Consider the following 18,079-nt stretch of genomic DNA (forward strand, 5'->3'; position numbering starts at 1 on the left):
ATGGTCAGCGCGGACGCCGCAAAATAATATATAATGCTCCTGCGCCGCCATGACGAGGGTGGGCACGGCGCACGGCGGCAATGCGCGAGGCGTGGCGGGAAGCGGCCAGCCAGTCCGAAATTGCCGCGCGAATCGCCCCGCGGCCGCCTTCACGATGCCGCTCATCCGCGTTGCGCGCCTTTCCCGTTATCAGCAATATCGCACGATGCCCTGCAGCAATGCTGAGTTCCAGCGCGCTGTCGAGCCGGCCATGGGCCGAGGACAATGTATAGCCATGGAGATCAATCGTGACATCCGGCTGCACCACGCCCTTTGCCAAACGCCGGTCCCATTGACCGTCGAGACCATGTTTTAGTGGAACCGCAACCTGCTCTCTTAACGGGATCGCCTTGCCCGGAACTCCCCCAAAAGTCTGTGCGGTAATCGGTCCGTTAAGTTCCGGAAGCCTCTTGGCCACTGGCAGCGCATTCACCCGGCTTACCCGCTTTCTATCCATTGGCTCGACAGTCTCGATAAATTTCTGCCACAGCGCCTTTTCGCCGGCGGTAAGGGGCCGGTCGGACATCGTCTATTTGCCGGAACCAGATTGAGATGCAAAAAGCCGCGATAATGTACCCTTGGGCAGGAAAACAAGCGCCTGTCCGCGGGAGGACATGCCGCCGGCAATCTGGGCCGCCTCTTCGCCTGCACCCCAGAATGTGTCAAAACGGTTGGCCCCCTTGATCGCGCCGCCGGTGTCCTGCGCGACCCAGAGCCCGTCGGCAATATCATGTTCCATGTCGAGAAAGACCGGCGCGCCCAATGGCACGAACATCCGGTCCGTCGCCACCGAAGTCCGCGCAACCACCGGATGGCCCATGGCCCCCAAGGGCCCCGGACCGGTCAGTTCGGTGAAGAAGACATAGCTTTTATTCTCGCGCATGATCCGCATGCCTTCCGCGGGATTGGCCCGCAGCCATTCGACAATGCCCTGCATATTGGTCTTGCCGTCGGCAAGCAGGCCGCGCTCGCGCATCACCCGCCCGATACCGGTATAATCGTGACCATTTTGTCCGGCATAGCCAATCCGCATGACCGAACCGTCGGGCAGCGCCAGTCGGCCGCTGCCCTGAATCTGAAGAAAGAAGAACTCGATATAATCCTGGGCCCAGGCAATCTCGAGCCCCTGACCGGCGATGGCGCCATCGTCGATCGCGGCACGGTCTTCAAATGGGACCAGTTTCGTCCCGTCAACCTTGCCGCGGATTCGCTTGTCTTTCAGCTCTTCGGAGAACAGGCCGAGGTCGACATCGAGAAGATTGGCAGGCCGCCGGTAAACCGGCACTTGAAATTTGTTGTTCTTGACCTTCGATCCAAGGATTTGCGGTTCGAAGTAACCGGTTGCAAAGGCCGCGCCATCGCCGACCTGGACAGTTTCGAAATAGCTCGTGAAAAAGCGAAAAGCATCTTCGGCCGGCCAGTTCTTGGCGGCGTCGCAAGACAATTTCCAGTCCATGCCCTGTGTCAGTCCGCTATTATCCTCGCGCCGGACCAGAGACGAACAGCTGGTGCGAAAGGAATGCAACGCGGAGATTGCTTTGGCCTCTGGGACGTTGAGAGTGGCAATATCGGGTCCTGCCGCCACTCCAGTGCCCAAGGCTCGCGTGGTGTCTGTGCCGATTTTCATCAGCCGCGCAGGATCGACCGGTCGGAGCTTGGTTTTCGAATAACTTTGTTGCGCGGGCTGTGGGGCGGAGACATCGGGACTTCCGCCCGTTACCCATTCACCCTCTTGCTGGGTAGCGCGTCCTTGCGCTGCTCCCTGCGGAATGATTGACATGGAACAGGCGCTTAACAGCGACATTGCGCCGAAAAGCGTTGCGATTTTCATGATGTTATCCCTTGCCTGCCGAGGATCAGGCCTCATCGGTCTCGTCAAGCAGCCAGTTTGGATCAGCGCTGGAAAGATCGCGGCTAAAGGTCCAGACGTCATGGGTCTCGGCCGCGTCGGACAGCGAGCCGGCGATCAGTTTGCCCTTTTTGTCCTTGACCACCGAAGCGATGTCGGCATCGAATTGCACCGTGATGCGCGCGACAGGCCGACGATATTCCGCTTCGGAAATGCGCGCATTGTCGATTCGCACCAGCTGGTTTTCAAGGACTTCGCCCCGTTTTTCACGCCCGTCGATAACTTCGACAAAGCTCTCGTAGACATCATCGTCACACAAGAGTTTCAATTCTTCCTTGTCGCCCTTCCAAAAAGCTTCGAGGATCATGCCATAGGCCGCTTGCGCACCCTCGACGAACCGGCCGACATCGAAATTGCGGTCGGCGCTCAGGATCTCCCGCATGCCGGCTTCGGCGCTGCGGTCATAGACCATTGCGGGCGTTCCGACCGGCGCTGGCACGATGTCCGGAATATGCGGCTTTGCATCTTCCAGTGGCCGCCTCTCGTTCGCGCGCGGTTCTATGCTTCGCGGCGTATGTTCCTGCTCGTGACCGGTACGTTTGCCGAGCACAGAGTATAGGCGCAAGCCGAGAAAAGCCGCTACCATTGCCAATATTACGATTTCGATGGTCACTTCAGAATCCAATCTTTCCTGTTGCCCTATACATAGGTGGAAAAAGGGCCGGTTTCAAACGGCTTTAAAGAAAAAGCCGCCATACCACAATCTGCCAGTGGCTTGTACCGACCAAATTGTGAACCAACACTGACAAAATCACGACTTTATCGGGCTCGGGAACTCGGGATTACTCTTTTATTGCCCTTGGTTCCGTCCCCTGCTAGGCGCGCTGCGAACGGCGCGAAATATGCGCCAATGGACATATTCGACCGATTTTCCGAAAGGACAGGCCCGATGGCTGACGAGAATGACAAAAGTGAATCCGAAGGAAATCCCGCCGGAAATGTGACGACTCCCGACCCGCTTGCCAATGGCGCCGATACGCAGCCACAGATTGGCGTGATTTCGCAATATGTGAAAGATCTTTCGGTCGAGAACCCCAATGCGCCGGATGTGTACCAATGGAACGCGCAGCCACAGATTGACGTCCAGTTCAATATTGGCTCGTCCAAGGTCTCGGATGAAGTCCACGAAGTTGAACTGAAAATCGATGTCACCGCCAAAGCGGATGAAGGCGTCGCCTTCGCGGTGGAACTGCTTTACTGCGGCCTTTTCGGATTGCGCAACGTGACCGAAGAGCAGGCCCATCCGTTCCTTTTCGCAGAAGCGCCGCGGCTCCTCTTCCCCTTTGCCCGGGCAATCATTTCCGACGCAGTGCGCGATGCCGGATTCCAGCCGTTGTTGCTCGAACCGATTGATTTCACTGCGCTTTACATGCAACAGCGCGAACAGATGGCGACACAGCAGGCGGGTGAACAACCGGTTGGCAACGCTTAAACCTCCTTGCTAGGATTGCAGGCATGAACCTGCTGAAATCCACCGGAACTATCGCCGGGCTGACATTGGTCAGCCGCATTTTCGGTTTTGTCCGCGATATCATGCTGGCCCGGATCCTCGGCGCAGGCGCTGCCGCCGACGCCTGGCAGTTGGCGTTCCAGCTACCCAATATCTTCCGGCGCCTGTTTGCGGAAGGCGCCTTTTCTGCCGCTTTCGTACCGCTGTTCAACCGCAAGATGGAAGCCGATGAACAGAGGACAGCGGCGCAAAATTTTGCGGTTGATGTGCTGTCGGTTTTCGTACCCATATTGCTGATCTTCACAGCAGTCATGATGATTGCGATGCCCGGACTGCTCTGGCTGATCGATGATTTCGGGCGCGGCGGGCGATCGGGCAGCTTTTCACTCTCCCTTGCGCGGATAACCTTCCCCTATCTCGGCCTGATCAGCATCACCACATTGTTTGCCGCGATACTCAACTCGCTGAGTCGATTCGCGGCAGCAGCAGCAGCGCCGATCATGCTCAATATCTGTATGATTGCGGCATTGCTCGCCGCGCATCTGGTAAATGGCGGAAACGACCCGCGCCAGACTGCCTATTTTCTGGCGATTGCCGTCTCGTCGTCGGGGCTGGTCCAGATGCTCTGGCTCTATTACTGGGCGCGCAAGACCGGGTTTCGTTTTCCGCTCAGAATGCCCAAGTTCAATGCCGATGTGAAAGAATTGGGCGTGCTGATCCTGCCGGCGGTGTTCGGCGCAGGGATTTACCAGATCAGCCGCTTCATCGATCTGTTCTTCCTCGGGCGCTTGCCGGAGGGCTCTTTCGTCTATCTGGCGATGGCCGACCGCCTGAATCAATTGCCGCTCGGCATTATCGGCATCGCTCTCGGGACCGCGATATTGCCCGCCCTGTCCCGTTTTATCGCCAAGGATGATCAGGGCGGTGCGCAAAGATTGCAAAGCAATGCGATCGAACTGGCGATGCTGCTCACCATACCTGCGGCCATAGCCCTGTTTTTCGCCGCCGGACCTTTGGTCACTTCCTTCTATGTCGGCGGAAAATTTACTGCCGGTGATGGCGAAACCACAGCCGCTGTGGTCGCCGCGCTTGTCGTCGGCTTGCCCGCCTATGTGCTGGTGAAGGTCCTGATCCCGGGTTTCTTTGCGCGACGAGATACCAAAACGCCGGTCTATACGGCTGGCATCTCCCTGCTCATCAACGTTGCACTCAACCTGCTTTTAATTCCAGTCTATGGCATCAAGGGATTGGCCTTCGCCGGTGCGATGGCTGCCTGGTGCAACTGCATAATGCTTTACATCATGCTCCATCGTCGCGGGCATTTTCATCTCGAGTGGACGTTATTGCTCCGGATCGGGCGGATTACATTGTCCGCCGCAGGCATGGCGGCGGTACTGATCTATGCTGCCCCGATTGGCGATGGGCTTTATGATGGCACGATCTGGCAGCGGATCGGATCGATCACCGCTCTGGTCAGCATCGGCGGCCTGGTTTATGCCGCACTGGCGTGGCTGACCGGCGCGGTCGACCGGGACAAGATCACCATGCTGACCAAAAAGAAAGCGGCGGAAGACGCTGCAAGCGAAGGAAACCTGTAACATGCGGACGGTATCGGGCATCCAGCCAACGGGGAATCTCCATCTCGGCAATTATCTGGGCGCGATCAAGAACTGGGTGAAGATGCAGGACGAGGGAGAATGCCTGTTTTTCCTTGCCGATCTCCACGCCATCACGGTCCACAACGATCCCGTTGAGCTGGCCACCAATTGCCGTGAAATGGTCGCAGCTTTGGTCGCGGCCGGAGTCGATCCCGACAAATCCATCTTGTTCAATCAGGCCCGTGTGCCGGCGCACGCTGAACTGGCGTGGATGCTGATCTGCAACACACCGATGGGCTGGCTTGACCGGATGACCCAGTTCAAGGAAAAGTCCGGCAAACACAAACAGAGGTCCTCGCTCGGCCTATACGGCTATCCGGTGCTGCAGGCGGCCGATGTCCTGATCTATCAGGCGACCCATGTTCCGGTCGGCGAAGACCAGAAACAGCATCTCGAACTGGCTCGCGACATAGCGGCGAAATTCAACAGCGATACCGGCACCGAAACCTTCGTCCTGCCAGAACCGTTTATCGGCAAAACAGCCGCCCGGATCATGAGCCTGCGCGACGGCAATGCGAAGATGAGCAAGTCGGACCCGTCCGATCTCAGCCGGATCAATATGAGCGATGATGACGACATGATTGCGCGAAAACTGAAAAAGGCAAAGACCGATCCCGAACCCCTGCCGGACAATATGGACGCTCTTGCCGATCGCCCGGAAGCACAGAATCTGATCGGCATTTATGCTGCGCTTGCCGATCAATCGCAAGACGCCGTGCTCACCGAATTTGCGGGCAAGGGCTTTGCCGACTTCAAACCGGCTCTCGTCGATCTGGCTGTGAGCAAATTATCACCGATCCGCCAGCGGTTCGAGCAATTGCGCAAGGACGAGACTGCTATCGACGCGATTTTGCGCAACGGTTCGGAGAAAGCCGCAGCGATGGCGAAGCCGACCCTGGAGTCCGCTTATGCCGCTCTTGGATTGCTGCGAAACTAACAGCCTTGCGTAAGTGCCTGCCGCAGGCGGCGTATAAGACTTGCTTGAATCGCCAATTTCGCCCAATGCTCGACCATGGATATTATCTCGATACGCGGCGGCAATCGACTGTCTGGCACCATTCCCATCTCCGGAGCAAAAAACAGCGCGCTGACCCTGCTGCCCTGCGCGCTGCTGACCGATGAACCGGTCACCTTGCGCAATCTGCCGCGGCTGGCCGACGTAGACAGCTTCGGGCATTTGCTCAACCAGCTGGGCGTTTCAACCACCATCGAAGGCGCAAGGCCGGAAGATTTCGGCCGGGTCATGACACTCAAGGCCGGCCGGATCACCTCGACCGAAGCGCCTTATGATATCGTTCGGAAAATGCGGGCATCGATTTTGGTTCTGGGACCGCTTCTGGCGCGGGCCGGTGAATGCCGGGTTTCGCTGCCCGGTGGCTGCGCAATCGGCAACCGACCAATTGATCTGCATCTGAAAGCGATCGAGGCGCTCGGCGCAACCATCGAAACGACCAGTGGCTATGTGATCGCACGCTTACCCGATGGCGGTTTACCGGGCGGCGAGTTCAGCTTTCCGGTGGTTTCGGTCGGAGCAACCGAAAACGCATTGATGGCGGCGGTGCTTGCGAATGGCACGAGCATTCTCAGAAACGCTGCGCGGGAACCGGAAATTGTCGACTTGTGCAATATGCTGGTTGCGATGGGCGGAGAGATAGAGGGCATTGGCTCATCGACCCTCACCATTTCCGGCGTCGATCGCCTGCACGGCTGCACCTATCGGGTGATGTCGGACCGGATCGAGGCGGGCAGCTACGCCTGCGCGGTGGGCATTGCTGGCGGCGAAGTCGACCTGCTGGCCGCCAAGGCCGACGAAATGGAAGCGACACTGGATGCGCTGCGCCACGCCGGCCTTTCGATCGAGACGCACGCCAAGGGTATCCGAATTGCCTCCGATGGCAAGCTCAAACCCCTCACCCTGTCCACTGCCCCCTATCCTGGACTGGCCACCGATATGCAGGCGCAACTGATGGCCATGCTGTGTCTTGCAGACGGTGCCAGTGTGCTCACCGAAACGATTTTCGAGAATCGCTATATGCATGTGCCCGAACTCAACCGGATGGGCGCGGATATCGAGACCAAGGGCCGTACGGCCGTGGTCCGCGGAGTAAAAAAACTGACCGGCGCACCGGTGATGGCGACCGATCTGCGGGCCTCGATGAGTCTCGCCATTGCCGGACTGGCAGCTGAGGGAGAAACCCGGCTGCAACGTATCTACCATCTCGATCGCGGCTATGAACGGCTGGAAGAGAAGCTGGCTGCGGTAGGCGCTGATATCGAACGGATCAGCGGCGATTGATCTGTTTCATGGCTGCCGATGATGTCACGATGGCTGGCAGCGGCAACAAGCAAAAAAAAGGTGACCGGAGCGGGTCACCTTTAGATGCCGGAAAGATTGAAATGCGATATCCGGCTTTGTCTTTTCCAAACTAACGACCGTTGCTGGCGACTATATCGACAACCGTCCCGCCATTCGAACGCTTGTTAAGCGTGATCACAAAGGCGCCGTCATCGCTGCCTCTGGTGCCGCCCAGAACATGTTCGCCACCGCGCAACAGATATTCGGCGCTAAACCCGCCACGCTTGGCCTGGGTATAATAATAATCCACGACGCTCTTCATCGGCGAGGCGGTGGTAAAGCTAACCACGCGAATATCGCACAGACCGCCCTCGACACCGGCTGCTTCCTGGACGTTCGCTTTGGGGTAGACCGGGAATTCAGGTGGCATCCGGTTGGCCCAGCCCATGTCATAGCTGAGCTTCTGGTCGCAAGTGCCCTTGCCGCGCTGCGCGCTCTGCCGCTCCGCTTTGGCGCCCAGTGTCATGCCGTCACTTCCGGCGCAACTTGTGCATTCATCGTCGGATGTCATCTGCCGTGGTTTCGGCGCGCTCAGCATTTTCCCGTCCAGTGCCGCCGTTGCGGCTGCCTTTCCGCCCGTCCCCGCACTGGCATAAGTTGTACCGGGAGGAACCGAACCGTCCGCGGGACCATTGGCACCGCGAATGGCATTGCGGTTTGCCTGATCAGTGAGATCGGGGTCGACCAATATCGCATCTTCAAGCGCATCATTCATCGCCGGATCGGAGGTCAGGTTGGCGTCGAGATTGGCCAGTTCTTCTTCGCTGGCCTCATTGGTGCCGCAAGCTGCAAGCGTCAATGGCAGCGCAAAAGCGGCTGCGGACAGCAATAGGGAACGGGAAAGGTAAGACATGCGGTTTGCTCCTGAATTTGGGGAAACAGATGCATCAAAACGCGTTAATATTCCGTTAGGGAATTTGGTTAATCCGGTGACTATTCGTTAACCCTTTGTCCCGTTTCGGGATTCTATCCAAAGGTCGCCGGACCGTCGATTTCACCAAACCGGATCAGTCGCGATGTCAGGACAGCTGCCTGGCGATTGACCACGGCTTTCTGATATTCGGGATCAGTGACCATTTCCAGAAACGCCCCGCTGTTCGGGTAGCGCGCGATGAAGGAGGAATCCCACTGCTTGTCATCGGGTCCGATCACCATGCATTCCATCTGTCCGCGCCAGATGATCGTTCCCCCAACCCGCTCGAAGATCGGACCGCTGGTCTTGCCATATTCGGCATAGGCGCGTTCGCCGGTCCAGCCTTCGGTGGCGTTGGGGTGGTCGGCCGGATATTGTGCCTGCACATGAAAACGCAGCAGATTGAGCATGTTGATCGGCACGTCTCGCGGCAACGCCTTGAAGGCGTCAAAGGCTTCCCGTGTTGGGTCAAGATAGCGATCTTCGGTCATGGTCTGCTCTCCTGCTTGAACTGTTTTCTATTCTCTTGCCATTGTTCGCGGGATTGGCCCCAGTCGTCAACCCGTGCATCCTGATAGGGATCAGGAAGCTTTGTCGGCCCGCGATTGGTAGATCCAAGTCGCTCGGCCAATCTGATCGACGCGAGATTGTCGGGATCGATCGTATGACAGATATCACTCCAGCCGAGCGTATCGACGGCATAGTTCATGCTCGCCACCGCTGCTTCCAGAGCATAGCCCTTGCCGGCATATTCAGGAGCAATGCCCCAGCCCACTTCGGTTCCCGGCCAGCCGTCGGGATACCAAGGACCAATGCGGCCAATCCATTTGCCGCTATCTTTGAGAATCAAGGAGAACATCGCATAGCCGCGAACATGCCATGCGCCGACCATGGAGCATAGATCCCGCCAGCTTTCAGCACGGCTTTTGACGCCACCAATATAGGTCATTGTGGCTGCATCCGCCTGAAACGCTGCCCATTCCTCAAAATCATCGCCGTTGGGCGGCCGCAATATCAGACGGTCGGTTTCCATTCTCAAAGACGCTAAATCTGCCATCACTCTTGTCCTTTTTTCGCGCACCCGTCCAAAACGGCTCACAACATATTCTCTTGAAATGCAAGTGACCTACGCCTATAATACAGTCATGGCTAATCTCATCTCTATTTTCATCGGCGGCATTGCCCTTATCCTATCCTTCATCGGCCTGGTACCCTTGCTTGGCTGGACCAACTGGCTGATCCTGCCGTTCGCCGGCATCGGAGCCTTCTTCGGCCTTATATCCTCACGCACCAGCGGCATGTATTTTTGCCTGATTGTCATGGCTATCTGCATGTTCAGACTGTGGATCGGCGGCGGCATCATCTGACCCGGATTCCGGGTTTCCCCGACGATAGGATTTCTTGATTGCCCACTGGTACCGGGCGGCTTAAGCGCTGCACCATGTCCAGTGCGCCACCCACCAGCCGAACCGGTCTCATTCAGGCCCTGATCGCTTGTGTATTCTGGGGTCTGATGCCGGTCTATTTCAAGCTGCTGCAAAGCGTCGGCGCGCTGGAAGTAGTCGCCCACCGCATCATCTGGTCGGTGCCGCTGCTGCTCGTCATCCTCTATTTCCGGAAAAATCTTGTCGGTCTGGCATCCGCACTGGCGGATCGCAAATTGCGCTGGACCATGTTGGCCAGTTCCTTTCTCATCGCAGCCAACTGGCTGATCTATGTCTGGGCGGTGCACGAGGATCATATTCTCGCCGCCAGTCTCGGCTATTTCATCAGCCCGCTGATCAGCGTCTTTCTCGGCAGGATATTTCTGGGCGAACAACTCTCGCGCAACAAGTGGATTGCGATTGCCATAGCCGTATCAGGGGTTTCAGTGCTCGCGGTGCAGGCGCTTGACACACTCTGGATCAGTCTGGCTCTTGCCGCTTCCTGGGGCTGCTATGGTCTGGTCCGCAAGGTTGCCGACATTGGGCCGATAGTCGGGCTGACAGCCGAGACCGGGATCCTGTTCCTGCCAGTTACCCTGTTTCTGGTCTGGCTGACCTTTGGCGCACCGCCGTCTTCGACAAGCCTGCATCTCGGCGATGACCGGATGATCGATCTGCTGCTGATTGGCGGTGCTATGGTCACCGCAATCCCGCTGCTGTTGTTCGCGTCAGCGGTCAAGAAAATGACCCTCGGTGCCATCGGATTGCTGAACTATCTCGCGCCGACGATCCAGTTTCTGGTCGGTGTTTTCATTTACAACGAAGCGTTAACTCCGTCACATGTCATTTGCTTCGTGCTGATCTGGATAAGCCTGGCGATTTATTCTACCGACTCCTATCTGGCGGGCAAGGCGGCACGAAAAGTTCACTTGGCCTGACGATCGGCGGCACCACAACGACTACCATTCATTTTCTCATCACTGGCCAGTTCTCCTCCTGATCCCCTGCCGGCGATCCGTCTATTTTCAGCGCCTGAGCCAAGGGCCGAAAATGCCGGACTTGTCTTATCATCTGCTCGGCCAGGAAAAAGCCGAGGATCCTGTAAGCTTCGAATTGTTGCTCGCTGAAAAACTGATCGCTGGTCGGTTCGTCGGGGAACTGGGCGTTTTCCGACTTGTAGGAATAGAGACGGGCCGGCAGCCCCTTGATCATCGACGTCTTGATATAGAACAGGAAACACCGGTCATCGCCAGTTTTGGGACTTCGTCGCCCCTGTTCATCCGGATAGAAAATTTCCCCGACGGAGAAGCCAAATTTGCTGAAGTTGAGAATTTCCGACACCGGGTCATCTTGCTCTCTCCCTGATCCCTGCACCATATTCTGGAAACTGAAGCTGCTCATCGGATCATGCTCATCCTTGTCGAAAAATTCCACCGTCACCCCAAAATCAATGAAGGCCTTTTCCAGGGCATTGGAAAAACTCGAAAAGCGCGATTGGGGGTCTGCGGATCCGTCGAGAAAGACGATGGTTTTCTGCCGTCGGCGGAACAGTTCATACAGTCCCGTATTGTCGAAATGACCGCCGTCGCTCAGTTCGATCCATCCGGATTCTGATTCAGTGCGCAATCCGATGAGCGATTGGAGAAATCCCGGATAGAGAAAATTGGGTGGGAAAATACGGCTGCGCAACAATTTCTTCCTGGCTTTGCCGTCATGACTTTTCGAGCGCGTGACAAGAAAACGCCTGTTCTGGCCTTCGGGATTGGGGTTGGGGATCCAGTAGCCGAGCCGCAGATTCAGCAGATTCAGCATCAAAGACAATGAAAATTTCTTGGTTGGACCGCGCCCGTCCGCCCCCGTCCGCGGGTTCAGCGCAGCCCCGGAAATCGCGACCGCGGTCGGTAGGGTGACCGGCCAGACGGGCTTCAGAAAATAGCGATTCAGCAAGCCGAATTCCTGGCTCTTGTCATGGATCAGCCATTGGTCGGTCCGAACCCATCCGGTGGCTTCCGATCCACTGAAGAGCGGGCTCAAAATGAAGGAATCCCCGCGCCGGCTGCGAAACCGGGCATTTTCTCCTTTGGTCAAGACAACATTGGTGTTGATGATATGATAGGGCCCATCGGTTCCCGGCCCGCACATGTCATGGACCTTGGCGAGATCGGCTGGCGTTGCCCCGGCCACATTGTCCTCGCGAACGGTCTGCCGACTGGGCATGAAAGTCACCATCAATCGATCACGGTACATTCGGTGCAGGCCTGAAAAATTGATGTTGGCATAGCACCAGAAAAGAAAGAAACCGGCAAACAGCCCGGCGAAAATCCAGATATCGCCACCCACAAGAAGATCATGTAGCCGATGTCCCAATATTACCGAGATCATGGCGAAACCCAGCGTCAGCAGACTGACGGAGCCGGTGGTTACCACAGCAAATATGATCGGATTTTTTAGTCCCCGGTTGGCGCTGAGCAAATAGCGGCTGACCAGCCCCCCCAGCGCGCCGAGACCGGTAACAGCAGGCGCAGCCATTTCGCTCCAGTCCCCCAGGCCGAATCCGAACAAGTTTTGCTGGCGATATACTTGATCGAGCAAACCGACCAGAAAAAGTCCCACCGTCAACTTTGTCAGAAGGCCGCCATAGCGTTCGATGGCGCTGCGGAAGAAAACCGCTCTCTTTTTGCTCCACGGGAAAGCGGTGAATAACGAATAGAGGACCCAGATCAATACCAGCACCGCAAAGAGGCACAGTGAAATCTTGAGAAAACCAGATATGCGGCCGTCCTCCATCCATGCCCCCAACCGCACGTCGAAAAGGCCGGCAAGCGACGCGGCAGTCGATGAAATATAGGGTAGCAGCCCGTCCAGATAACCCAGAGACCAGAGGGTCAGCGCGAACAGAAAGGACAATATCGACAGATAGGCGGTCAGCGACGTGAGCATCGATCGGACCACCACGATGGTCGCGGAAAAAGCATCCAGACCAGCTCCGGGTTGCATATAGGCGCTACGCTGGCGGATATAGTCGATAATATCCCGCTTGAACGGCAATCCCGTTTGCTCGGCATCATGCTCCGACACCGCCCCCTCTTTCTCGCGAAACGGGAAATTTGTACCAATCATGTTGAACCGGCGACCGCCAAAGCCGTCGCCGGGAAAATATTGGTCCTTTGATTCCGAATTGGAGAGAAACCAGGTCAAGGCCCCGCCCGCATAGCCACCACCCGAAACCGTGCTCATATAATCGAACTGCGGCAGGATTTTTGCCTGATGCAGCTTTTGCATGGCGCCTATTGCAAATGCCGCAGATCTTATCCCGCCGCCTGATATCGCAAGGCCCAGATAGCGTGGTTCCTGCTCATCCGCATATTGTCTGTTGTCTGCGGGGGATTTGTCGTGATTATGATGTTCGTACCAGGGCTGCGATTTGCGGCGCTCTTCGATATATTTCCGTTCAGCCCGGATCATGCGCCGGACATCGCGCGTGTAGCCCTCCGGATAGGCTCCGGAGAGTCGGTTTTCAGCTTGATTCGGTTCGACCGTCTCGAGATCGGGCTCGGGCATTCAGGTTTCTCCTGAAAAGGTTTTCAAGAACCTTTGCCCATTGGCTGCGCCCGATTATTTTTAATCCAATGGGTTTGAAAGACCTTGCAAACCAGGAGTTGCTGGCAAGGAGTGTAACATCACCATGCACAGCCCGTCAATTTTCCGCGACTTTTACGAGGCCACCAGGCCCCGGCAACCGAGGACCGGCAAGACTAAATGATACGCCATTCCAGTTTAGAGCCCGCATGAAAAGGAACCAGTGTGGAGCCGACAACCTCGATATTAGCGGGGACGGCCGAACCGGTGCGTTCAAGGGTGACGCTAGCTTCGTTGAGCGGCAAACCGTAAAATTGGGGGCCATGTTCGGAGGCGAACATTTCCAGCCGGTCGAGCGCGCCTTCTTCGTCAAACACCGTTGCATAGCTTTCAAGCGCATAGGGCGCGTTGAAAATCCCGGCACAGCCGCAAGCCGATTCCTTGGCGTGAATTTCATGCGGCGCGCTGTCAGTGCCGAGAAAATATTTCGCGGATCCGGACGTGGCCGCCTTGCGCAGCGCCAGCCGGTGCCGCTCCCGTTTCGCTACGGGCAGGCAATAGGCATGGGGGCGAATCCCGCCGGCAAACATCGCATTGCGATTGATATGCAGATGATGGGGAGTGATGGTTGCCGCGACATTTGGACCACAACTATCGACAAACTGGACCGCCTGTTCGGTGGTGATATGCTCGAACACGATTTTCAGGTCCGGCAATGCGCCGATCAGTTTTTCCAATACCCGCTCGATAAACACCGCTTCGCGATCAAAAATATCGATGTCGCCGTCGGTCACTTCTCCGTGGACCAAAAGCGGCATGCCGATATCCTGCATCCGCTCGAGCACCGGCATGATATGCGCGACATCGGTCACACCGTGCGCGCTGTTGGTGGTGGCATTGGCGGGATAAAGTTTCGCGGCGGTAAAGATTCCATCGGCGTGACCCGCTGCGATGTCGCCGGCATCTGCCGTATCGGTCAGATAGCAAGTCATCAGGGGGGTAAAATCCGAACCGTCAGGCAGCGCCGCCATGATCCGTTGCCGGTAATCGGCCGCGCTGGCGGCGCTGGTCACCGGCGGCGACAGATTGGGCATCACGATCGCTCGCGCAAATTGCCGGGCGGTAAACGCAGCAACCGCTTCCAGCATTGCGCCGTCGCGCAGGTGCACATGCCAGTCATCTGGACGGCGGATGGTAATAGTATCGGTCATATAACTCCGGCCAAGGCTTGGTTTTTCCTGCTTCACCCCCTACCTAAATGCCATGACCGAAACCAGACTTAATGACCGCGCCGTCATTCGCCTCTCCGCCACGGAGGAGGCCGAAGATGTCCGACAGTTTCTGCAAGGACTGGTAACGCAAGATACCACGGCTGTCGTTCAAGGGGCGCCCCAATGGACTGCACTGCTCACCGCGCAAGGGAAAGTGTTGTTCGATTTCTTTGTGTGGGCCGATGGCGATGATATATTGATCGACTGCGAAAAGGAGCAGGCCGAGGGGCTTGTCCGCCGCCTGAAGCTCTATCGCTTGCGGCGGAAAATTGAAATTTCCGAGGATGATTCGATTTACGTTCACTGGGCGGTGAAGGCCAATGACCGGCCCTCCGACCCCCGGCTAGCAGCCTTGGGCCACCGCTGGCTGAGTGACGCTGCCGACGGCGGAGCGGCCGAGGAAGCTTATAGAATGCATCGCCTGTCTCTCGGCGTGACCGAGGGAGTTGCAGAACTTGGCAGCGACAAGACCTTATGGCTGGAATGCAATGCAACGGAGCTTAATGGCGTCAGCTTCACAAAGGGCTGCTATGTCGGTCAGGAAAATACTGCGCGGATGAACTACCGGCAAAAGGTCAACCGGCGGATGGTCGTTGTGCCGATCGGAGAAGCCGATGAAAAACGCCAGCGCATCGCCTATCCCGCGGATGGCCTTTCGGTGGAGCATCGCCGCGTGGACGATCTGAAAACACTCGACCTACCCTTTTGGCTGGAAACAGCCATTTAGGGATTTGGTGGTCCGACTATCGCATCGGCCAGATATCAGTTTTGAGGTTCAGCTAATTTGCGACGAGCGCCAGCCATGGCCGACATGCCCGTCGCTATTTTCTTTAAACCGGGCCGGGCTTAGGCAGCGTCGCTTTCGTCAGCCGGTTGCGGCTTGGGCACCCGCTTTTTGCGAGCCGGCTTCTTTTCAACTTCGACTTCCGTCGAACGTGAAATCGCCGGCGGCAAGGCGCTGGCATCCAGGCCATTGGTCTCGCCGTTCTTTTCAGACGCTTCGCTGCGGGTTGCGACATTTTCAACCTTGCGGGGACGCCGGCTGCGAACCGGTTTTTTCTCGTCAGCCGGATCACCAGCTGCAGCTTCGTTGCGATCATCCCGTTGTGGACGATTTTGCTGCGACTGCTGAGGACGACCGCGATTGCTGTCACCGTCATTGTCGCTGGAATCGTCCTGATTATTGGTGTTGCTGCGATTGTCGGGGCGCGATTCTTCGCGAGCGATCCGCTGTTCTTCCCGGCGCGCGATTGTATCGGCGTTGACCCGAAAATAGTGATCCGCAAATTGATGATAATATTCGGCCTGGACGCGGTCGCCATTGACCTGCGCATCCTGTGCCATCTTCTTGAATTTATCCAGCATCTGCGCTGCATTGCCACGCGCGCGGCTATCGATCCGGTTATCGCGGTCCGATCCGCCACTGCGGTTACCCTGGGGCCGGTTATTATTATTGGTGTTCCGGCCGCGCCCGCGGCGGCCAGGTTGACGATTGTTCATCAAATGAAAGGTATCCTTATACCGTTAATAAACTTGGTCTTTCTCAAGTTATAGCCACGCTCAGGTGACGATTGCGCTGCGGACAACCTGTTCGCAGCGGCCCATACAAGACAAATACTCGCCGAAAACCAGCAATATCATCGAGTTGGGGGCAGGCCAGTGATTTAGGGAAAAGCCAGAAATCATCTGCGCCTGAGCAAGTCTTAGCGACTCGCCTTGCCAAAACCAAGCCCTTTTTATCGGTGCAGGGTTAACAAACGGTCATTGCCGCCTAAATCCTGTTTTAATTCAACATTATAACCGTTTTTTACCGCTATTTCCGATACCGGGTTTGCCTGATCAAAGCCGATTTCGAGCATGGCCATTCCGGTAGACGAAAGAAGATTTTCGAGCGCTGGAATGATCATCCGGTAATCGTCCAGCCCGTCTTCTCCGGCGAAAAGGGCTTGGTGTGGTTCGAACGCGGCGACATCCTTGGACAATAGCGCGCGGGTCGAGACATAGGGCGGGTTGGCAAGGATCAGATCGAAGCCAGATTCAAGAGACTCTGCCCAATCGGGCAATGTCCAATCGAGCAGCAGAAACCGGGCCCGATCGCCCAATCCCAGCGCATCGGCATTATTATGGGCGATCTGCAAGGCAGCGGCGCTGGCATCGATGCCCAGTCCACTGGCCTCCGGAAATTCGCTGAGTGCCGCGAGCACAAGCGCACCGCTGCCCGTGCCGAGATCCAATATCCTCTGCGGGTGCCGCGAAGCAAGCCTTCGGACCGCCTCCTCGATCAGCAGTTCGCTATCGGGACGGGGGATCAGGACATCGGACGTGACCTGAAAGTCGAGACCCCAGAACTCCTTCTTGCCGATGATATGGGCGATCGGTTCGGAGTTCCGGCGCCGTTCTACCAGTGCAGAAAATTTGGCCGGCGCGTTGAGTTCGGGCAATTTCAGCAAAAGCTCCGCGCGCTCGATCTTAAAGGCATGTGCCATCAGCAATTCCGCATCGAGACGGGGGCTGTCGGAAATTTCGGTCAGTTTCTGCGCTGCCTCGCGCAGGGCTCCAGCCGCATCACCCATCCAGATTCGCGAGCCGGCTGGCTTCATCCTCCGCGATCAGCGCATCGATCATCTCGCCGAGCGCGCTGCCCTCGATGATTTCGGGAAGCTTGTGCAGGGTCAAGTTGATCCGGTGATCGGTAACCCGTCCTTGCGGATAATTATAGGTCCGGATGCGTTCCGAACGATCGCCGGAACCGACCATCGACTTGCGCGCTTCGGCTTCCTCGCTCTGCACTGCAGCGCGTTCCTGCTCATAGAGTCGCGCCGCCAGCACCTTCATCGCTTGCGCCTTGTTCTTGTGCTGCGACTTGCCGTCCTGACATTGCACGACCAATCCCGTCGGCAAGTGTGTGATGCGGATCGCGCTGTCGGTCTTGTTGACATGCTGGCCGCCAGCGCCGCTTGCCCGATAGGTGTCGATGCGCAGGTCTTCGGTACGGATCTTGATGTCGACTTCTTCAGGCTCGGGCAGGATCGCAACCGTAGCCGCAGAAGTATGGATACGCCCGCCGCTTTCGGTTTCCGGAACCCGCTGGACCCGGTGCACGCCCGATTCAAATTTCAGCTTGGCGAACACACCCTTGCCCTGGATATTGGCGACGACTTCCTTGAACCCTCCGACTTCCGAGGCATTGGCGGAGATCAGCTCGACCTTCCAGCCCTGCAGTTCGGCGTGGCGGCTGTACATGCGGAACAGATCACCGGCAAAAAGCGCAGCCTCGTCGCCGCCGGTTCCTGCGCGAATCTCGATCATCGCCGGGCGGTCATCGGCGCTGTCCTTGGGCAGCAGTTGCAGCGCCAGGGCATGTTCCGCCTTTTCCATCGCCTTCCTGACCCCATCGACCTCATCGGCGGCCATTGCCTTCATCTCGGCATCATCGCCGGAGAGCATCTCGGCGAGCCCCTGCTGCTCGTCGCGCAAGGC

General features: G+C 57.2%; 18 protein-coding genes. 7 read left to right on the top strand and 11 right to left on the bottom strand.

The features are described from left to right. Nucleotides 1-4: 4 nt before the first annotated feature. The 3 genes from WBM93_RS03340 to WBM93_RS03350 are packed head-to-tail and all read right to left on the bottom strand — an operon-like array spanning nt 5 to nt 2,561. The gene (locus WBM93_RS03340) at nt 5-565 is read right to left on the bottom strand and encodes a Smr/MutS family protein (protein ID WP_424428136.1); all 561 of its coding nucleotides are present in this window, start codon (nt 563-565) and stop codon (nt 5-7) included. Nucleotides 566-568: 3 nt separating this feature from the next. Further along, nucleotides 569-1,870: a murein transglycosylase A gene (locus WBM93_RS03345; protein WP_424428138.1), complete on the bottom strand. Its 1,302-nt coding sequence runs from the start codon at nt 1,868-1,870 to the stop codon at nt 569-571. A 25-nt stretch (nt 1,871-1,895) separates the two neighbouring features. Next, a complete protein-coding gene (locus tag WBM93_RS03350; RefSeq protein WP_424428140.1) occupies nt 1,896-2,561 on the bottom strand; it encodes a Tim44/TimA family putative adaptor protein in 666 nt (221 codons plus the stop codon). Between the two features lie 276 nt (nt 2,562-2,837). Between WBM93_RS03350 and secB the strand changes: the two genes are divergently transcribed. From secB to murA, 4 genes are all read left to right on the top strand, one after another. Further along, complete coding sequence (gene secB / locus WBM93_RS03355) at nt 2,838-3,380, top strand: protein-export chaperone SecB (RefSeq protein WP_424428142.1); 543 nt, start codon at nt 2,838-2,840, stop codon at nt 3,378-3,380. A 23-nt stretch (nt 3,381-3,403) separates the two neighbouring features. Beyond that, the gene (murJ, locus tag WBM93_RS03360) at nt 3,404-4,996 is read left to right on the top strand and encodes a murein biosynthesis integral membrane protein MurJ (RefSeq protein ID WP_424428144.1); all 1,593 of its coding nucleotides are present in this window, start codon (nt 3,404-3,406) and stop codon (nt 4,994-4,996) included. A gap of 1 nt (nt 4,997) precedes the next feature. Further along, entirely contained in the window at nt 4,998-5,993 is a 996-nt protein-coding gene (trpS, locus tag WBM93_RS03365; RefSeq protein ID WP_424428146.1) for a tryptophan--tRNA ligase, read from the top strand. A 75-nt stretch (nt 5,994-6,068) separates the two neighbouring features. After that, on the top strand, nt 6,069-7,352 hold the full coding sequence (murA, locus tag WBM93_RS03370) for a UDP-N-acetylglucosamine 1-carboxyvinyltransferase (protein WP_424428148.1): 1,284 nt from the start codon (nt 6,069-6,071) through the stop codon (nt 7,350-7,352). Nucleotides 7,353-7,482: 130 nt separating this feature from the next. On the opposite strand, the gene WBM93_RS03375 is transcribed toward murA, so the two are convergent. From WBM93_RS03375 to WBM93_RS03385, 3 genes are all read right to left on the bottom strand, one after another. Beyond that, nucleotides 7,483-8,265: a hypothetical protein gene (locus WBM93_RS03375; RefSeq protein WP_424428149.1), complete on the bottom strand. Its 783-nt coding sequence runs from the start codon at nt 8,263-8,265 to the stop codon at nt 7,483-7,485. Nucleotides 8,266-8,378: 113 nt separating this feature from the next. Beyond that, nucleotides 8,379-8,816, bottom strand: coding sequence for a DUF1330 domain-containing protein (locus tag WBM93_RS03380; protein WP_424428151.1), 438 nt, complete (start codon nt 8,814-8,816; stop codon nt 8,379-8,381). Then, entirely contained in the window at nt 8,813-9,382 is a 570-nt protein-coding gene (locus WBM93_RS03385; RefSeq protein WP_424428153.1) for a GNAT family N-acetyltransferase, read from the bottom strand. The genes WBM93_RS03380 and WBM93_RS03385 overlap by 4 nt, the downstream gene beginning before the upstream one ends. Nucleotides 9,383-9,446: 64 nt before the next feature. Here WBM93_RS03385 and WBM93_RS03390 point away from each other — a divergent pair, with 64 nt between their 5' ends. Further along, nucleotides 9,447-9,692: a hypothetical protein gene (locus WBM93_RS03390; protein ID WP_424428155.1), complete on the top strand. Its 246-nt coding sequence runs from the start codon at nt 9,447-9,449 to the stop codon at nt 9,690-9,692. A 74-nt stretch (nt 9,693-9,766) separates the two neighbouring features. After that, the gene (gene rarD, locus WBM93_RS03395; protein ID WP_424428157.1) at nt 9,767-10,687 is read left to right on the top strand and encodes an EamA family transporter RarD; all 921 of its coding nucleotides are present in this window, start codon (nt 9,767-9,769) and stop codon (nt 10,685-10,687) included. 28 nt (nt 10,688-10,715) lie between these two features. On the opposite strand, the gene WBM93_RS03400 is transcribed toward rarD, so the two are convergent. Together WBM93_RS03400 and pyrC are read right to left on the bottom strand one after the other, a co-directional pair. Then, a complete protein-coding gene (locus tag WBM93_RS03400; RefSeq protein WP_424428169.1) occupies nt 10,716-13,310 on the bottom strand; it encodes a patatin-like phospholipase family protein in 2,595 nt (864 codons plus the stop codon). Nucleotides 13,311-13,504: 194 nt separating this feature from the next. Further along, nucleotides 13,505-14,539, bottom strand: a complete 1,035-nt coding sequence (gene pyrC / locus WBM93_RS03405; protein WP_424428182.1) for a dihydroorotase — start codon at nt 14,537-14,539, stop codon at nt 13,505-13,507. Nucleotides 14,540-14,591: 52 nt separating this feature from the next. On the opposite strand from pyrC, the gene WBM93_RS03410 reads away from it, so the two are divergent. Then, entirely contained in the window at nt 14,592-15,326 is a 735-nt protein-coding gene (locus tag WBM93_RS03410; protein ID WP_424428184.1) for a YgfZ/GcvT domain-containing protein, read from the top strand. Between the two features lie 119 nt (nt 15,327-15,445). Here the strand turns inward: WBM93_RS03410 and WBM93_RS03415 are convergent, their stop codons facing one another. From WBM93_RS03415 to prfA, 3 genes are all read right to left on the bottom strand, one after another. Next, nucleotides 15,446-16,099 carry a DUF4167 domain-containing protein gene (locus WBM93_RS03415; protein ID WP_424428186.1) on the bottom strand — a complete coding sequence of 218 codons (654 nt, stop codon included), beginning with the start codon at nt 16,097-16,099 and terminating at the stop codon, nt 15,446-15,448. A 236-nt stretch (nt 16,100-16,335) separates the two neighbouring features. Beyond that, nucleotides 16,336-17,172 carry a peptide chain release factor N(5)-glutamine methyltransferase gene (prmC, locus tag WBM93_RS03420; protein WP_424428188.1) on the bottom strand — a complete coding sequence of 279 codons (837 nt, stop codon included), beginning with the start codon at nt 17,170-17,172 and terminating at the stop codon, nt 16,336-16,338. After that, nucleotides 17,165-18,079 (bottom strand): peptide chain release factor 1 (prfA, locus tag WBM93_RS03425; protein WP_424428190.1); only part of this gene is annotated, 915 nt, incomplete at its 5' end. The genes prmC and prfA, both read right to left, overlap by 8 nt.

The organism is Parasphingorhabdus sp. (genome assembly GCF_049667325.1).
GTDB lineage: Bacteria > Pseudomonadota > Alphaproteobacteria > Sphingomonadales > Sphingomonadaceae > Parasphingorhabdus.

Bases quoted from the DNA above. Each gene is read 5' to 3' on its own strand.
- WBM93_RS03340 (WP_424428136.1), bottom strand. From the start codon at position 565: ATGTCCGACCGGCCCCTTACCGCCGGCGAAAAGGCGCTGTGGCAGAAA.
- WBM93_RS03345 (WP_424428138.1), bottom strand. From the start codon at position 1,870: ATGAAAATCGCAACGCTTTTCGGCGCAATGTCGCTGTTAAGCGCCTGT.
- secB (WP_424428142.1), top strand. From the start codon at position 2,838: ATGGCTGACGAGAATGACAAAAGTGAATCCGAAGGAAATCCCGCCGGA.
- murJ (WP_424428144.1), top strand. From the start codon at position 3,404: ATGAACCTGCTGAAATCCACCGGAACTATCGCCGGGCTGACATTGGTC.
- trpS (WP_424428146.1), top strand. From the start codon at position 4,998: ATGCGGACGGTATCGGGCATCCAGCCAACGGGGAATCTCCATCTCGGC.
- murA (WP_424428148.1), top strand. From the start codon at position 6,069: ATGGATATTATCTCGATACGCGGCGGCAATCGACTGTCTGGCACCATT.
- WBM93_RS03375 (WP_424428149.1), bottom strand. From the start codon at position 8,265: ATGTCTTACCTTTCCCGTTCCCTATTGCTGTCCGCAGCCGCTTTTGCG.
- WBM93_RS03380 (WP_424428151.1), bottom strand. From the start codon at position 8,816: ATGACCGAAGATCGCTATCTTGACCCAACACGGGAAGCCTTTGACGCC.
- WBM93_RS03385 (WP_424428153.1), bottom strand. From the start codon at position 9,382: ATGGCAGATTTAGCGTCTTTGAGAATGGAAACCGACCGTCTGATATTG.
- rarD (WP_424428157.1), top strand. From the start codon at position 9,767: ATGTCCAGTGCGCCACCCACCAGCCGAACCGGTCTCATTCAGGCCCTG.
- WBM93_RS03400 (WP_424428169.1), bottom strand. From the start codon at position 13,310: ATGCCCGAGCCCGATCTCGAGACGGTCGAACCGAATCAAGCTGAAAAC.
- pyrC (WP_424428182.1), bottom strand. From the start codon at position 14,539: ATGACCGATACTATTACCATCCGCCGTCCAGATGACTGGCATGTGCAC.
- WBM93_RS03410 (WP_424428184.1), top strand. From the start codon at position 14,592: ATGACCGAAACCAGACTTAATGACCGCGCCGTCATTCGCCTCTCCGCC.
- WBM93_RS03415 (WP_424428186.1), bottom strand. From the start codon at position 16,099: ATGAACAATCGTCAACCTGGCCGCCGCGGGCGCGGCCGGAACACCAAT.
- prmC (WP_424428188.1), bottom strand. From the start codon at position 17,172: ATGGGTGATGCGGCTGGAGCCCTGCGCGAGGCAGCGCAGAAACTGACC.